Annotated in this window: 16 protein-coding genes; 9 read left to right on the forward strand and 7 right to left on the reverse strand. The window is 32.7% G+C overall.

Features of this window, described 5'->3' with window-relative positions:
* Nucleotides 1-97: 97 nt before the first annotated feature.
* From kce to ABV008_RS09245, 6 genes are all read right to left on the reverse strand, one after another.
* Nucleotides 98-910 carry a 3-keto-5-aminohexanoate cleavage enzyme gene (kce, locus tag ABV008_RS09220; protein WP_352419532.1) on the reverse strand — a complete coding sequence of 271 codons (813 nt, stop codon included), beginning with the start codon at nt 908-910 and terminating at the stop codon, nt 98-100.
* Nucleotides 911-913: 3 nt separating this feature from the next.
* Entirely contained in the window at nt 914-1,303 is a 390-nt protein-coding gene (gene kal, locus ABV008_RS09225; protein WP_352419533.1) for a 3-aminobutyryl-CoA ammonia lyase, read from the reverse strand.
* A 178-nt stretch (nt 1,304-1,481) separates the two neighbouring features.
* A complete protein-coding gene (locus ABV008_RS09230) occupies nt 1,482-1,838 on the reverse strand; it encodes a response regulator (RefSeq protein ID WP_352419534.1) in 357 nt (118 codons plus the stop codon).
* Nucleotides 1,839-2,193: 355 nt separating this feature from the next.
* Nucleotides 2,194-4,233, reverse strand: coding sequence for an S-layer homology domain-containing protein (locus ABV008_RS09235; RefSeq protein ID WP_352419535.1), 2,040 nt, complete (start codon nt 4,231-4,233; stop codon nt 2,194-2,196).
* A 281-nt stretch (nt 4,234-4,514) separates the two neighbouring features.
* Nucleotides 4,515-5,483, reverse strand: coding sequence for a copper amine oxidase N-terminal domain-containing protein (locus tag ABV008_RS09240; RefSeq protein ID WP_352419536.1), 969 nt, complete (start codon nt 5,481-5,483; stop codon nt 4,515-4,517).
* Between the two features lie 332 nt (nt 5,484-5,815).
* A complete protein-coding gene (locus tag ABV008_RS09245; RefSeq protein ID WP_352419537.1) occupies nt 5,816-7,714 on the reverse strand; it encodes an S-layer homology domain-containing protein in 1,899 nt (632 codons plus the stop codon).
* Nucleotides 7,715-8,199: 485 nt separating this feature from the next.
* On the opposite strand from ABV008_RS09245, the gene ABV008_RS09250 reads away from it, so the two are divergent.
* Genes ABV008_RS09250 through ABV008_RS09290 form a run of 9 tightly spaced genes read left to right on the forward strand, consistent with a single transcriptional unit; the run spans nt 8,200 to nt 15,795 of the window.
* Nucleotides 8,200-8,499, forward strand: coding sequence for a helix-turn-helix transcriptional regulator (locus ABV008_RS09250; protein WP_352419538.1), 300 nt, complete (start codon nt 8,200-8,202; stop codon nt 8,497-8,499).
* A 13-nt stretch (nt 8,500-8,512) separates the two neighbouring features.
* Nucleotides 8,513-9,229, forward strand: a complete 717-nt coding sequence (locus ABV008_RS09255) for a M48 family metalloprotease (RefSeq protein ID WP_352419539.1) — start codon at nt 8,513-8,515, stop codon at nt 9,227-9,229.
* Between the two features lie 15 nt (nt 9,230-9,244).
* On the forward strand, nt 9,245-12,070 hold the full coding sequence (locus ABV008_RS09260) for an FtsK/SpoIIIE domain-containing protein (protein ID WP_352419540.1): 2,826 nt from the start codon (nt 9,245-9,247) through the stop codon (nt 12,068-12,070).
* Nucleotides 12,070-12,345 carry a hypothetical protein gene (locus ABV008_RS09265; RefSeq protein ID WP_352419541.1) on the forward strand — a complete coding sequence of 92 codons (276 nt, stop codon included), beginning with the start codon at nt 12,070-12,072 and terminating at the stop codon, nt 12,343-12,345. Before ABV008_RS09260 ends, ABV008_RS09265 begins: the two co-directional genes overlap by 1 nt.
* Nucleotides 12,346-12,356: 11 nt before the next feature.
* The gene (locus ABV008_RS09270; RefSeq protein WP_352419542.1) at nt 12,357-12,617 is read left to right on the forward strand and encodes a WXG100 family type VII secretion target; all 261 of its coding nucleotides are present in this window, start codon (nt 12,357-12,359) and stop codon (nt 12,615-12,617) included.
* On the forward strand, nt 12,614-13,048 hold the full coding sequence (locus ABV008_RS09275; RefSeq protein ID WP_352419543.1) for a hypothetical protein: 435 nt from the start codon (nt 12,614-12,616) through the stop codon (nt 13,046-13,048). Before ABV008_RS09270 ends, ABV008_RS09275 begins: the two co-directional genes overlap by 4 nt.
* A gap of 8 nt (nt 13,049-13,056) precedes the next feature.
* On the forward strand, nt 13,057-14,604 hold the full coding sequence (locus ABV008_RS09280; RefSeq protein ID WP_352419544.1) for a tetratricopeptide repeat protein: 1,548 nt from the start codon (nt 13,057-13,059) through the stop codon (nt 14,602-14,604).
* A gap of 15 nt (nt 14,605-14,619) precedes the next feature.
* A complete protein-coding gene (locus tag ABV008_RS09285) occupies nt 14,620-14,874 on the forward strand; it encodes a hypothetical protein (protein WP_352419545.1) in 255 nt (84 codons plus the stop codon).
* A gap of 54 nt (nt 14,875-14,928) precedes the next feature.
* Nucleotides 14,929-15,795, forward strand: coding sequence for a tetratricopeptide repeat protein (locus ABV008_RS09290; RefSeq protein ID WP_352419546.1), 867 nt, complete (start codon nt 14,929-14,931; stop codon nt 15,793-15,795).
* A 65-nt stretch (nt 15,796-15,860) separates the two neighbouring features.
* On the opposite strand, the gene ABV008_RS09295 is transcribed toward ABV008_RS09290, so the two are convergent.
* The coding region (locus tag ABV008_RS09295; protein WP_352419547.1) for a TolC family protein at nt 15,861-16,296 on the reverse strand (436 nt) is incomplete at its 5' end.

The following is a 16,296-nucleotide window of genomic DNA, read 5'->3' on the forward strand; positions in this document are numbered from 1 at the left end:
TCAAAATTCTGTTTTTTTAACAATAGTTGAACAATCGTTAAACTAGATCCTTCACTAGAGTTCAGGATGACAGAATGAAGAGTTCCTCAGTTCTCAATTATTTTAACCCAAGTATTTCACGTGCTTCGTCCGGTGTGGCTACTTCTCTGCCTAGCTCCTTAGAAATTCTAACTATTCTCTCAACAAGTTCTGCATTAGACTTTGCAAGGACTCCTCTGCTATAATAAATATTATCTTCAAAGCCAACTCTTACATGACCTCCAAGAGTTATTGCTGCTGCTGCTAATGGAAGCTCAAATCTGCCTATTCCTGCAACAGTCCAAGTAGAACCAGTAGGTATGCTTTCCACTAAGTACAAAAGATCTCTAAGTTCAGCTGTTATGGCTCCCGGAACTCCCATAACAAAGTCAAAATGAAGTGGTGTTTCTATAAGCCCCTTTTTAACAAGCTTTAAAGCATTATTTATCATGCCTCTTTCAAACACTTCAAGTTCTGGCTTTACCCCTAGCTCTTTCATCTTCTTTGCAAAGCTTTCCATGTATTCTTCACTATTCATAAATACATCAGGCCCAAAGTTACATGTTCCACAGCTAAGTGTAGCCATCTCAGGCTTTAGTTCTACAGGTTGAAGTCTCTCCTCTGGTGTATGCCATACTGCTCCTCCAGTTGAAGGTTGAAATATAACTGGACATTTTGCTTCAATCTTTTCCTTTATTTCTTTATATACTTCATAATCTTGAGTAGGATTTCCTTCACTGTCTCTTGCATGTACATGCACCATAGCTGCACCTGCTTTATACGCCTCATAAGCTGCTTCTGCTATTTCGTCTGGGGTTAATGGTAAATTAGGCTGTTCCTTTCTAGTTACCTCAGCTCCAGTTAGGGCTACTGTAATTATTAGTTTATCCATCCACTATTCCCCCTTTTTTCTTTGCTTATCCTTAGGAACTACACAAGTCCCTACTGCTCTACATACTACTATAGGCTCTTCTAAAACATCACATGCAGAATCATTAATATCTGGTCTTGGGGCTATAACCTTTCTAGCTTCAAATACCATTTTTCTAGAGGAATTTCCAACTTGAGTTATTTCACCTATAGCCTCGATATAATCTCCCGCATATACAGGTGCTTTAAATTCGACGCTTTCATATGCTACAAAAAGTCCTTCATCTCCGTCATGTCTTATTAATAGCTCTGTTGCCACATCTCCAAATAATTGGAGCATCTTTGCCCCATCAACTAGGTTTCCACCATAATGTGCATCATGTGAACTCATTCTTACCCTTATCATAGACTTCATAGTATATCCCCTCCTGATTTTCTCACTTAGCTACATTATACAAGATACTCTCGGAATTAATCAAATAATTAGTCAATTATGACAAATATTTAGCAAAATAAAAGAGAACAAAAATCTTCCTTTTCTGTTCTCTCCGTTTTGTATTTAAAATAAGATAATTAAATAATTAGTGCTTTAGCTAAATAACTTTGTATTTGCTACTAAGCTCTCTGACGCTGCTTTTAAGCTGTTCAACCTCAAATGGTTTAATTATGATTTTTTCAGGATTTGACTGTTTTATTTCCTCAATTAAATCACAGTCTTGATATCCAGTTAACATAATAGTTCCAATATTACCGTTGATTTGCTTTATCAATCTTAGTAAGTCAGTTCCCTTCATTTTTTCTAACTTCATGTCTAGTATTACCACTTGAGGTTCAAACTTTAAAACATTCTCTATGGCTTCTTCCCCTGTTTCTACTGCCATTACCTCGTAGTCACATTTTAAAATCTCTTTCAGTAATACTCTTATGCCATATTGGTCATCAACACACAAGACCTTTGGCTTTACTGAAGTTCCCCCACAAAAATTCCCCCCTGACAACTAGAATTCTTTAAAATATTCTTGATTTGTAATAAAATTCCTGCAGAACATATGTTTATTTTATAAGAATTTATCAACTAAATACGACAGGTTTAGAGTCTATTCCGAATATTCTGAAATATATAGCTAATTCTCCCTTATCTTCTAGAATATATTACAATACCAAACTACCTATTAGATTCAGTTGCATATAAAATTACGCCAACCATAATTCAACGATTGGCGTGCACAGCTTTTTGTTTTTTCACTATCTACTTGACAGAAAGCAGTTCAAAACTTCCCAACTTTTCTTTCTAAACAGGTGATTTTAGTCTTCAATGTAGATTTCTACAATGATATTATTTACTATCTTAAACTCACCTTCATCGCCTTTTAGTAAATCATCTATCTTGGCATTTCTCAAGTCTTCTATATACACCTTTGCATCTTTATGCACTGCATATGTGTATACTTTGTCTGTGTCGTCTTCCTCTATTTTTAATGTTGTACCTAAATTATCTTTTATAATATCTAATATCTCACCTTCAATAGTCACTTTAACATTCTCAGCATCTACAGATATTACTACACCATCTTCAAGTACCACTTCGGCATACATGCCTATTCTTAAATCACTTAAGGATTTATTTCTTCCATCTATTTTTACTTTCGCATCTGATGATAGGTCGTATGTTTTCTTGTCTATAGTAATTTCATTGTATCTTCTAGTTAATTCTATATCAGTTATATAACCTTCTACTTCTTTAACTTCTACTGCTGTGTCTATATATACTTCTACAATTACACTATTTTGTACCTCAAACTCACCTTTATCGCCTTTTCTAAGATCTTCTATCTTCGCATTTCTTAAATATTCAATAACAATCTTAGCTTCCTTGTCAATTAAATAAGTGTATTCCTTATTAGTTTTATTTTCTTTTATTTTTAGTGAAGTACCTTCTACACTTTTTATAATATTTGTTATCTCGCCTTTAACAGTCTTTTCTACATTTTCAGCATCTACATATACTATTACATCGTCTTCAAGTTCTGCTTCCGCATACATACCTATTTTTAAATCACTTAGTTTTTTGTATCTTCCATCTATTTTTACTTCTGCATCTGATGCTAGGTCATATGTTTTCTTGTCTATGGTAATTTCATTGTATCTTCTACCTAAATCTATATTAGTTATATAGCCTTTAATATTTTCAATTGGTTTTACATACTTCTTTGCAACTTCAATTTTAATAACTCTGTTTCTTCTATCAACTACTACTGTTACTTCATCTTCTTTTTGGATATCTGAAAAGCTTCCTTTTCCATCTCTAAAGATTACTTCTACATCATCTACCACTTCAAACATCATTACCATGGTTTCTGATTGAATAGCAAGTCTATATGGTTTTGATTTATCTATATCTTTTACAACACCAGAATATCTTGTAATTATTTTATCATCTTCAATTTTATCTACTACTTCAATAAATACTACTTTACCATCTTTGATTTCTATTTTTACCTTTGAACCTATTTTTATATCATCAATATCTATTCTCTTGTCGTTTTCATATACTCTAACTCTGCTATCTAAATCAAAGGTTTCTGTTTTATTTTTCACTTTTACTGATATTCTATCACTATAGATTCTAGTTACTTCTCCTGATACAGCTCTATCTTTTCCAGTGTCTACTTTATCATCAACTCTTGAGAAAAGAACTGCCATTTCTGCCCTAGTCATTGTTCCCATTGGATTAAATCTTTTTTGGTTGTCACCTTGCATAAGTTCAAGGTCATTTACTAGGTATACATACCCTACTGAGCCTTGTGGTACTAAGGAAGCGTCAACAAAAGGTAAATCTTTATTCATATTTTTTTGAGCTTCTTTTTCATAGCCTAATGCTCTGATGACGTATTTAGCTACTTCATGTCTTAAAGCAGGAGCAAGAGGTTTGAAGTACATCATATCAACATCATCAAGTATTCCTTTTTCATAAGCAAGTGCTACATAGCCTATAGCCCATTTGTCTACTTTGTCACCTTTATACTGCTTTGGAAGCTGTGTTATTACTTTTGCATCATCTTCCCAGCCCATTACTCTTAGAGCCATAGTAATAGCTTCTATCTTTGTAACATCACCTTTAGGGGCAAACTTGCCATCTCCTATTCCATTAATAAGCCCTTTTTGGAACATCTTTTCTATGGCCTTTTCCGCCCATTTAAATGCATCTGTATCATTGAAGATTTTTTTTGCTAATCCTGGGGGTACCTTCCCATTTCCCCAGCCATCTGCATATACAGATGTCATTCCTATACCAAGCACTAGTACAAGTGCTAGTGTTATTGATATTAATCTTTTCATCCTCATGAATTTACCTCCTTATATTTGTTTGTAATATATATTCGGGAGGCTAGCTAGATATTTCAAGGTTGATATATTTCATTTGTATTACAAATTTATGTCAAAAGGATTAAAATAATAGAAATGTATGCTAACTTGCAGTCAGAAAGGTAAGTTAGTAAATAATTAATAGCCAGAGGTGGTGGGGTTCCTCTGGCTACTTAAGTGGGGAAAGGTTATGAGCTTGTTTATATTGAAATATTTGGCAAGCTCTACCTAGCTTAAATAATACTACTAATACTATTTTCTTATTCTTCTGTTACTTCATCATCTTCAGTATTTTCTTCGTCTTCTTCAGCTACTTCTTCTTCATCATCTTCGTCATCTACTTCTTCTTCGTCTTCAACATCCTCATCTTCATCATCTACTTCTATTAGCCCAGTATCTTCATCATAATCAACTTCTAATCCTAAATTTTCTATAATAAATCTTAGAGGTACATAAGTACGGTTGCTGTATGCTGAAGAAGGAACATCTAACTCAACTTCTTCACCATTTACTATTGCAATATTGCTGTCAAGCTGAAGTACTATCTCAACATCTCCTTTTGTGATAGTTACCTTTTTCTCTTCTTGATTCCATTCTACCTCAGCACCAAATCCTTGAGTTATAGCTCTTACAGGAATCAATGTTCTTCCTTCTTTTATTACTGGTGGTGTGTCAAATTTTATATCTTTGTTTTTAATATTAATATTTTCTAATGGTAAGACATCAATATCTTCGTCTAATTCCTCTAATTCTTCACTGACTTTTCTAAGCTCTTCAAGTTCTTCAACGCTATATCTATTTTTAATTACTTCTTTCATTAAAGCTATAGTATTTTTCATCTCTGTTTTAATTTCTAGTCTTTGTCCTTCTAGTTCACCAATTTGAACCTTTAGCTGTTCTATAAGCTCTTTGTTTTCACTTGCTTCAGCTTCTTCAAGTTGTTTTTCTAGTTCATCTTTTTGAGCTTCAAGCTCGTCTTTTTGAAGTTCTAGTTCATCTTTTTTTGTTTGTACTAATTCTTTGGCTTCTTTCCAGGACTTGTCCTGACCTTTGCCTTGGTTTTCTTCCTTATTCTTTAATTCTTTATCTTCTTTAATCTTTTCTTGCTTTATTGGTTCTTTTACTTTGTTAGAATTTCCATTATCGCTGCCAGCTAGTCCAAGTATTGGAGTTGTGATTACAAGGGCTGAGGCAACAGCAATAGATACTACAGATTTAAATCTCTTCACTATAATTCCTCCCTTTAATTTAATCCTTTAATAATATAATTCGCATAATTATACTTTATTTTTAAGGTAATCTAAGATTTTTTTAAAAATTTTTGTGAATTTATCTACTACTAATAACTATACCCACCTAATTCTTCTATTTAAAATATTATCAAACATTTCTTTTCTATAAAATAGTGCTTAGGTTGGTTTTTGACATTTTTCTACATGTTTTATATATTGTTCATGTATATAATCAATAATCATATTAAAATACCAAAAAAGGGCAAGGTTTAATATCTTCCTTGCCCTTTTTCTATTATTTTATGCAAAAAGAACCGTCCCCAGTGCATTTACTTTTCATAAGGTATGATTATACTTTCCGCTTCTATGAATGTGTCACTATAGTTACCAATAACTATTACCTGATCTCCAACATCTAATGCACTTTCACGTACTGTTGCACCATATAAATCCATAACCGCAGTGTCACTTGTATAAACTATTGTTTTTTCTGCATTAATGCTATCTTCTGCATTGTCAACTGTTACTGTAATTATACCATGTTTAGTTGTTATACTACTTATAGTTCCTATAATAATTTGGTTTCTCTGTCTAGTAAGTGCATAAATTGATACTATTTCATCGCCTTCTGCAGTGAAATCAACATAATAACCTACTTTTAAGTCGTAAAGTTCTGCTCTTTCCCTATCCAATCTTACAGTTGCACCTAGTGCAAGGTAATATGTTTCTTTTTCACCTTTATTATTTATTATTGTAATCTCTGGTTTGTTAGCCTGTAGTATAGAAACTATAGAACCTTCTCCTTCTTTCTTAACTATTTTAGCTGTTATGTCAGTAATTACTCCATCTTCTATTTCTATAGTTACATCATCACCTTTTCTAAGGTCAATGACTTTAGCTTTACTTTTATTTCTATATATTGAAACATTCTTATCTATAGGATATTCAAATACTTCTTTACCTTCATCTTGGACAACTAGTGAATAATCGTTTGAAGTTAGTTTAATGTCTTTTATAGTACCTGAAATCTCTAAGTATTTACTTTTAGCTTTTATTTCAGTTATCTTACTGTTCCTTACTTTAATTTGAACAGTATCACCTTCGCTTAGTTGTCTAAAGAAAACTTCTTCTCCATTTAAGAAAATATCTACATTAGAGTCAAGATAGAAGGATTTTCTTTCAGTTGTTTTTGAATCCTTTTCAGGTTTGTATTCAATACTAAGCATTTGAGGATTACTTTGAACAACTGATCTTATCCTTCCTTCGTATTCTTCGTTTATTCCTTCTGCGCTAAAGGATACAACTTTACGATCTTCTGTAATCTCTGCTTCAAACTTAAGTCCTTCTATAAGAAGTTTATAATCAATCTCTTTATCATCTAGTGTTACTTTTGTCTTTCCATTAACTATATAAGTGGTCCTATTGCCTATTTTGTCTTCTACTGTGATATATAACTCATCAGGTGCTCTTAAAATACTAGATATAGTACCTGTTATAGTTTGTGTCTTAACTTCAATCCCACTATTACTAATGTCAAAAGGTCTGTTTAATAATAGGTTTGCTACCATATAGTCATAGCCTATAGATAACATTTTAGCCATAGCATCTCTTGTAATAGGTGAAGCTGGGTTAAACCTTCCCTGTGCATCTCCTTTTGCATCAATAATTCCTTTATTTATCATCATATATACATATTTTTGGTCTTCTACACTTATAAAATCTACATCCTTGAAAGTAAGCCTTATTATAGTAAGTTTTTTAGCTTCTTCTTCAAGACCCATAGCTTTAGTTAACCAACGAGCTATCTCTACTCTCTGAGCAACTGCCTCTTTTCCATTTAGATAAAAGCCTTTTACTTCAGCTTCAGATACTATTCCTGCTGCTAATGCTACTGCTATACCATCTTGAGCCCATGTTGGAATATTTTGTTGATTTAAAAATGTTTGATGTGCCTGCCTTGCTTGTGCTGTTTTAGTTGCATCTATACCCATCATTCTTGCCATCATAATAGCTGCTTGTACCTTTGAAACATTGTCACTAGGCTTAAAATTTCCTGCTCCATCTCCAGTAATTATACCTGCTTTACTTACTTTGTCTATGTAGTCTTTTGCCCAATGATTGCTAGGGACGTCTTTAAAACTTTGTGCAAATGCTATTGTGTTTGTAAGTATAAACAATAGAACTAGTACAACCGAAAGTCTTTTTACGTGTTTTTTTGTTGTAAACATTGATAAATTGCCCTCCCTTTTAATTTTAATAAATAATATATTCTTTAAAAAATGCTTAAATCCTTCTATTTTCGATAAAATATATTATTTTTAGTATATATTAACTACAGGTATTTGTACACTTATTTTGTTAGACGATAGAAAGACAATCTTTGTTCCTGAAATAAGTTTTTTGCCATTACCAATTTAAATTTAAGCTTAAAAGCTCATACCCTCCTGAGCAACATTTTACACTGCAGTGTTTTCTTTAGCAGTTTCTATTGAGCCTTCATGTCTGGTTCAAAGTAAAAACTTTAATGTTAGATTATGTCCAAAATAGCTATCTTTTTGGTTTTTATGACCTTTGAAAGATATTAACATTTCTATTATTATGTATTGACAAGATACTTGTCAAATGTTATATTAGAATCATGATTGGTAATATTTTCTTATAAATACAAACCTATCCACAACTGGAATAACAAAACATAGAGGGGGACAACAGTTTGAATAGTAACTGTGCCACAGTTTCACAAAAAAACATGGCAGCTTCTTTTGCGAAATCCCTACCAAAATTACGAAAAAAATATAATGTAACACAAACAAAGCTAGGAAACTATATTGGTCTTAGCCGTCAAACAATTTCTGCCATTGAACGCAACACTGTCCCTTTAGCATGGGATACCTGCTTAGCAATGATTTTGTTTTTTACAAAAAATGATGAAAATGCTTTTAAGTATATTAAAGATGATGATTTCTTAAATTGTTTAGAAGAGCTTTTAAAATTATCTGATATACCTAATTAGGAGGGTTTTATGTATGTATCTTATTGCTTTCCTAAAAAATCTTATTAAAAAAAACAACATCACTGCAAGCATTTATTTCCTCTTTAATATGTTTTTAGTGTTCTTAATATTTGGTGGAATACTGCTCTTTACAGAGGATGGAGCTAAGGGGTGGCAAATGGGATTTATAGGAATAGATAAAAGCGCCTACACTTCAAAATTACTTCCTTTATTCTATGACGTATATAATAGAGCAAGACAAATATCTCCATCAATAAGCAATAACATCTCTTTATTTTACTCTCTAGATGAATCTGCAAATGCCTTCGCAATTGGAAGAAAAACAATTGTTGTTACCAGAGGCCTAATGCAACTTCCCGATGAAAATATAAAAGCAATATTAGCTCATGAATTTGGTCATATTGCCCATAACGATACAGACATAGTATTAGCTATTACAGTTGGGAATTTCATTATCACATCTGTCTATATGTTCTTTCTAGTCATAATAAACATTAGTATTTTAATCGCAAAACTATTTTCTTCAAACAAAATTGGATGTATCATACAGGCAGTATTTAATGCTTTATTGGGCGGAGTATTTTGGCTTTGGATGAAATTCGGCCAAATCATGGTTATGAACTCAAGTCGTGCAAATGAATTCTCAGCTGATGAGTTTTCTGCTCACCCATCTACACCAATTAGAATAAAAAGACTTATTGATTTAGGAGCAACATATTATCAATACTGAAAAGAGGTTATAGTCATGTTAAATAGCAATTTCATGAATGTTTTTCTTGCCCTTGAAAGAATTATTAATGGATACGAAAGCATAAAAACTGATATGGTCAATCTCAACGAATTTAAGGTTGCTACGCTTGAGTTCACAAAGAAACTGCTTTCTGACCATAGAGTTGCATCAATTGCAAAGATAAAAGATAATCTGATAACAGATGAAAAAATCAATTTAGGAAGCTGTTTTAACAAACTATCTGCACCTCCAGAAATAGCAGCTATTATTTCGGATGCTTTTAAATCTACCTATCAAAATGGCACCTTCCAAATTCCATTCGAAATCGATTTGCACAAAAACTTTAATTTACTGTTTAATGTAGATGATTTTTCAAGGAATTTATGTGAGAATTTAATTCAATTCATACTCTTATCAACAGTCAAACATTTTCAACGCGGAGCTTTTGAATGGCGCTGTATTGACGCCCAGAGAAGTGGCAGTAGTTATGGGACTCTCATACAAATCATAAGTACTGATAAAAACTTGTTTGGTGGTGAAGTATTTGCAACTGACAAGTCAATTTCTAATGTAATAGATGAATTAGAGCAAAAATCTCGAGATAGAATTGCGCAATTACAAGGTCAATATGAATCAATTTATGAATATAACCAATATTCCTCAAAAAAGATTCCAGCTATACTGGCTGTGTTTTGTGATCTTTCCAGAGCTAATGGATATGACAATATACAAAAGCTAAACAAGGTAGTTGAAAGTGGCTGGAAAACTGGTATCAATGTAATTATTATTGAAGATAAAAATGTAGAAATCAAATTGAGCACAGCAGACTTCCTTCAATTCTCATTTGAAAAAGATGGTGAATTCATAACAAATGATAACTACAAAGCTCCTATTATATTAAACGATTTAGAAATATCAGTAAAAGATGTGAAATCAGTGGTTACTGAATTTTCAAAGATTGAAAAAGTCGATACTCGCTTTGAATCTCACTTTTCAACTCAAAATGATTTATTTACGATGGACTCCACTGATATGCTTCGCATTCCATTTGCATTTGATGAAGATGGTAAAATTAATTATCTTGAAATAGGTGGTGAAGCACCACCACACGCATTGCTTTCAGGCTCAACAGGCTCAGGTAAATCTGTGACTTTACATACTATAATTGAACAAATTATGCTTAATTATCACCCAGATGATGTTGAAATATGGGCTATTGACTATAAAGCTGTAGAGTTTGGATGTTATGCCGAAAAGAAAACTCCTCATATACGAATTGTCGGTCAAGATAATTCAGAAGATTTCTCATTGAGTTTGTTAGATCTTATTAATGCTGAATATGAGAGAAGAAAGAAATTATTTATAGATGAAAGTGTAAAAGACTTTAAGACCTACAGAAAAAAGTTTGGAAATCGTTCGCTACCACGGATCCTTATAATAATTGATGAATTTCATAATTTGACTCAGGCAGTTCAGAATTACAATGGTGATAAAAATTATAGAATAATTTTAGAAAACCTTTTAAGACAAATGAGAGCTATGGGCATGTCTTTCTTTTTCTGCTCACAAACCATAAATGCAGGACTTAGTGGTTTGACTGAAGCAGGAAGAAATCAAATCGGCTGTCGCCTGTGTATGAAGCATGAAGACGCATCCGAGATTAGAGAAACTCTCTCACTTTCTTCAACAAATACAATAGATATTGAGGATATAAAAAACATTAGAAGAGGACAGCTCATTTATAAAAAAATAAAGACCGAATCAATTATTGGTGACCAAAGTTTAGGCTATCACCTGCTTAAACTTAATGTAATATTTATTTCTGACGAAAAAAGAAATGAAATAATTGACATTGTAGTCGACTCTTTAGGAACAGATTTCATCCCCAAGGATGATATTATTTGTAAAAATAGTGAACGCTATTATGTTTCTGAAAAAGACAGGCATTCATTATCATTATTTTTAAATAGCAAATATCAACCTTCTTATGAAGGTATTGAGTTATTCTTTGGAGCACCCACCTCTCTTGATGATGAATTTAAAATAGTTTTAGAAAACGAATCAGGGGCTAACGTGCTGCTAATAGGTGAAAGCGACAATTTGAGGGAATCAATTATTGTAACTACTGTTTGTGGATTGCTTATGAATAAAAATAACTCAGTTATTGTTTCAATTATAGATGATAACAATGAAGATAGCCTTCGTCTTTATAAACATCTCTTAAATATTAAAGGAAATAATCTAACATTGCTATTCGGTGCATCTGAAGTGCTTAATCAAATAAGATGCTTGAATAAAATCAAACCCCTTCGTGGAGAACGCAAAATAATGCTTTGGTATGGTCTCAACAAACTAAAAAATGCTGTATATTTAATGTCACAAGAAGATGTAGAAATAAAAAACAGTATTCCACCCATTGACGACAATCCAATAAAAGCTATGCAAGAGTTGCTAAACAAAATAAAAGGCACTAGCGAAATAAATGAGCTTAATATTAATACGGAACAATTTAGTTTCGAGGATTACAAAGGTATTTTACAACGTCTATGGGAGTACGGACCTGAAAATGGCTACTTTAATATTGTTATATTTAATAATGTAAAGGCAATGAAAAAAACTACTATAACTCCTCTAAATGACTTTGAACATCGTATAGGTTTAAAAATGTCCACAGATGATTCTTACGATTTATTTGGCATATCAAACTTTACAAATAAGGCTGATGATAAAACTGCAATCTATTATAACGGAAGTCGAGTTGGTAAAACATTTAGGCCATTTTTAATTCCAACAGATGATTGGTTTAATGAATTTAATAAAAAGCTAGGAGGTAATATGTAATGGGCAATTTTATTGACCGAAATACTGATGACATGAGGGCTTTTGTTAAAAGCGTAAAAGAATATGTAGGTAATATGACTATGCTTATGCGAACTGCTCAAGGACTACTTAGCTCATATGAAGCTGACTTAGATAACAACTGTAAAGAGTGTATAGCAAAATTCAAAGATTGCTGTACTACCTTTTTAAAACAAATTGATTCATATAATGAGCTGGCTAAACTAATGGAAAGAAAAGCTGCTGCTCAGGATGCTGCAAAAAATATTAGGTTTTGAGGTGAATAAATATGGGAAATAAGTTTGATTTTTCAACAGCTGAAACCCTCTGTGAATTGCTTATAGACACTGCCGATACAATGGAATCTGAAAACACGAAAATGCAACATAACTTTGATGCACTGCATGAAAGTTTTAGAGATAGCACCTATGATGTGTTTAAATCTGAATTTTCTGATGCAGATAAGACCATTGCAGACGCTATCACTGCATTAAGAGAGCTTAATATAGCTTTGAGAAAATATAGCGAGCAAATGAGGGAAGCACTATGAGTAGAAGTATAGTACCTGAACTTTCTTTTTTTGAAAGACACATCGTTCAAATGAAGCAAATTTCTGAAGAAACCCTAAATATTACAAAAGATTTTATTTATGAAACAAAAAAATTGAAGGAAAACTTTGAATATAAGATGCAGCTTGTCACAAGTAGACTTTATGAATGTGAACAACAAAAAAGTAATCTAAGACACAGTTGCTATGACAACACCTTCAACACAACTATGGAAGAAATGCTCGAGCTTGAAAAACAATATCGTATTCTAATAGGTTATTTAGACAGATTAAATTCGTGCAAAGATACAATATTTGAAATTGAACAATTAACAAACCAATTAGCAAGCCAGTCAGTTGAACTATCAAATAAAATTCAAAGCTCAAATAACATAATTGTACAAACAGTAGAATATTATAGTCAAGCAAAGTAGGTGAAATTATGGATTATATTGAAACAGGAATTGAACTGTTAAAAGCTGGTAAAGCAGAACAAGCAATTGATGTATTGTATAATGGATTTTTTGATGAAGGAAATATTGACTGTTTAGGTATAGCAGCAGATGTTTTCAATAGTACTTTATCACATGAACAATATGCAGATTTTTATAAAATACTATTTTGGAATATATGCTGCCAGCAAGAAATACCAGTTACCTTGCATAATTTAGGAATAGAATACATAGTAGGAGACATTCTACAACAAAATAAAGAAAAAGGTCTATCTATGATTAGACTGGCTTCCAATAGCGGCTATTTGTCTTCAACAAAATATATGGGTATTAAAGCATATTATGATGATGACAATATAACAGCAATTGAATATTTAAGTAAATGCCTTTCAATGGAAGATGGCGAGGTATATGAAATTCTAGGAGATGCTTATAATTACTTAGCTCAGCCAAATTATCGCCAATCTATTCAGTATTTAGAAATTGCAGCCACTAAATATAACAGAGCCTTCGCTCAATACAAACTGGGACTAATGTACAGAGATGGGTTAGGTGTTATAGTAAATGTGAATAATGCTATAGCATATTTGCAACAAGCTGCACAGAATGGTGAAGAACGTGCTCAATATATTCTCGGAAAGGCTTACTTAACAGGTGACGGTCTTAATGTAAATCCTGATCCCCATATAGCTATACCTTATTTAACATCTGCTGCCGAATCCGGACATACAGATGCTGCTTATTTAATTGGCTTAGCATACTTCTATGGTGAAGGAGTACCAGTAGATTATAATGCTTCTATACATTGGTTAGAAAAAGCTAAGGAGCTCGGAGAAATATCAGCTTATTGTCGTCTTGGTCAGATACATTATATTCTAGGCAATTACTCACAAGCACTAAAAGAGCTTGAAACATCATTCAATGTTTACGGAATAAGAATAAACGTACTTACCTTAGGCATAATGTATAAGGATGGTCTAGGTTGTCCTGCAGATAATGCCAAGGCTTTTAAATGCTACATGTCAGCTTCTGAGGATGGGCTAGATACCTGCGAAATAAACGAATTTATTGCAGAGTGTTATTTTAACGGTACAGGGATTCCAGTAAATTTTGATTTAGCCTTTGAATATTATAGAAAAGCTGCAAATCAAGGTTCTGCCTATTCCAAGTATAAAATTGGGTATATGGCCACACATAAACTTACACCAAGAATACAAACTGAAAGCTGTCTGTATTGGCTTGAAAGTGCAGGTGGTGAAGGTTGCTTTGAGGCTTATTTAGAGCTAGGTGAATACTTAAAATCTATTGGTAACTATGAAAAAGCATTTCAGTATTATCAAAAAGCATTTAATGGCGGTATTGCTGATGCAGGTATTGCTATAGGACAAATCTATGAACATGGGCTAGGTAACACTAAGAAAAATATAAATTTAGCATACGAATGGTATTTGAAAGCAGCAAATAAAGGTAGTGCAAAAGCCCAAGCTGAATTGAAGTGCTTTAAGCAGGGATTGTTTGGTGGCTACAAGCGTGTATAATTAGGAGGAATTGAGATGAAACAAATGTCATTAAAGGATACTATCTATAAAACAAATACACAAATCGAAAATATTCAAGACTGCTGGCAAGATGATGTTTCTAAATTATATTTAGAAGCTCTTAATCATTATTATAGTGAATTAATAAAAATGGACAAAAGTATAGAAATTGGTACATTGAAGATGCAGAAAGTTCAATTGCTTTGTGATTCTATTAATGATTCGGATTCATGCAAAACTTATGGTCAAAAAGTTCTTAGACTTAAATAGTATTTGATTAAATGCGTATAACGCTTTAATAATAAAATTAAGGGGGAAATGAAATTGATTAGTGCTCAAGAATTTGACAAAGGGGTAGACAAAGCTTGCGAACTTCTCGATTCAGGACGTACAGCTGAAGCAATGTCAATCGCACAACAATTGGTGGACCAAAGACCAGGTGATGCTACAGCCTGGATTGTATGGAGTATGGCAAAAGAAGAATGGGAAGATTATGATATGGCAATAAAAGGCTATAAACAAGTCATCGCAATTGATCCTCAAAACGATTTTGCAATCGGACATCTTGGCTTATGCTATTTCAACAAAGAAATGTTTCAAGATGCACTTAGGGAGCTAGAAAAAGCTATCAGTTTAAATCCAGATGATGACTTTATGTATACTGCTGTTGCTGCTGTTGCTAATATTAACGGTATAGATGCAGCGATTGCAAAATGTAATACATATTTAGCTACTGCAAAAAATAAGATCCCGCTAGAAAACAAGCTTGGTCAATGTTATGTTGCAAAAGCATATACATTTTTTACTGAAGCACCAGACGGCCAATCCTATTTAACTAGTAAAACTGCAGTAAACAGCAGTCGTGAATATTGTAACAAAGCTCTTACATTAATGACTTTAACGGATTTATGTGCCGATGATATTAAGCAAGCACAGGAAATATTACGTCTTTGTGATATATCAGACTCGAAAAAATTCGCTGGTTATTTGTTAAAAGCAGCATTAATTTGGGTTGTTGTTGGCTTTATTGTAACTGCATTCCTTCCTTGGCTTGGTATCATTATGCTTATATTTGGTTGTGTTGGCATAGCTGCTTGCCGTGTTCCGCAATGGCGAATAAATGAACGAGCTCTTTCTGGCAAAAATAACTACACAATATTTCAAGCTGTTATGGATCTCTTTAAAAAGTAATATATTATTAAATGCCTCTGTCTTGCAAAGAAGCAAGACAGAGGCATTTTTGTTTGGATTTATATTTAAAATCCTGCACTTATTGTACTTTTTCCTAAACCTATACTATATTTAAAATCAAGCAATGCTAAGTTATATGCATGTATTTGCTTTGATAAATTCTTTTTAGCATCCATAAGCTCTATTCTAGCTTTGGTTACATCATTAGCAGTATTCTGACCTAGATTATAGCTTAATTCAGTTAACTCATATCCTTTTTGAGCATTCTCTACTGCTTTTTCATATGTCTTTATTTGTTTTTCAGATGTAATTAAGCTATAGTAAGCAGCTCTTACTGACATCTCTACACCATTATTAGCCATATCAAGATTTTTAGCTGCTTGCTCTACTGCTATTTCTTGTTCTCTGTATTTGTATTGATTTGGAGTGACGTATTTAGCCCTTACAGCCTTGAAAGTAAGCTCTGAAAGCTCGTATCCTTCTTGAGCTACCTTTAGCATT

The sequence above is a fragment of the Proteiniborus sp. genome (assembly GCF_040308045.1).
Classification (GTDB): domain Bacteria; phylum Bacillota; class Clostridia; order Tissierellales; family Proteiniboraceae; genus Proteiniborus.

Bases quoted from the DNA above. Each gene is read 5' to 3' on its own strand.
- ABV008_RS09270 (WP_352419542.1), top strand. From the start codon at position 12,357: ATGGGAAATAAGTTTGATTTTTCAACAGCTGAAACCCTCTGTGAATTG.
- kce (WP_352419532.1), bottom strand. From the start codon at position 910: ATGGATAAACTAATAATTACAGTAGCCCTAACTGGAGCTGAGGTAACT.
- ABV008_RS09245 (WP_352419537.1), bottom strand. From the start codon at position 7,714: ATGTTTACAACAAAAAAACACGTAAAAAGACTTTCGGTTGTACTAGTT.
- ABV008_RS09265 (WP_352419541.1), top strand. From the start codon at position 12,070: ATGGGCAATTTTATTGACCGAAATACTGATGACATGAGGGCTTTTGTT.
- ABV008_RS09255 (WP_352419539.1), top strand. From the start codon at position 8,513: ATGTATCTTATTGCTTTCCTAAAAAATCTTATTAAAAAAAACAACATC.
- kal (WP_352419533.1), bottom strand. From the start codon at position 1,303: ATGAAGTCTATGATAAGGGTAAGAATGAGTTCACATGATGCACATTAT.
- ABV008_RS09280 (WP_352419544.1), top strand. From the start codon at position 13,057: ATGGATTATATTGAAACAGGAATTGAACTGTTAAAAGCTGGTAAAGCA.
- ABV008_RS09235 (WP_352419535.1), bottom strand. From the start codon at position 4,233: ATGAGGATGAAAAGATTAATATCAATAACACTAGCACTTGTACTAGTG.
- ABV008_RS09260 (WP_352419540.1), top strand. From the start codon at position 9,245: ATGTTAAATAGCAATTTCATGAATGTTTTTCTTGCCCTTGAAAGAATT.
- ABV008_RS09285 (WP_352419545.1), top strand. From the start codon at position 14,620: ATGAAACAAATGTCATTAAAGGATACTATCTATAAAACAAATACACAA.
- ABV008_RS09275 (WP_352419543.1), top strand. From the start codon at position 12,614: ATGAGTAGAAGTATAGTACCTGAACTTTCTTTTTTTGAAAGACACATC.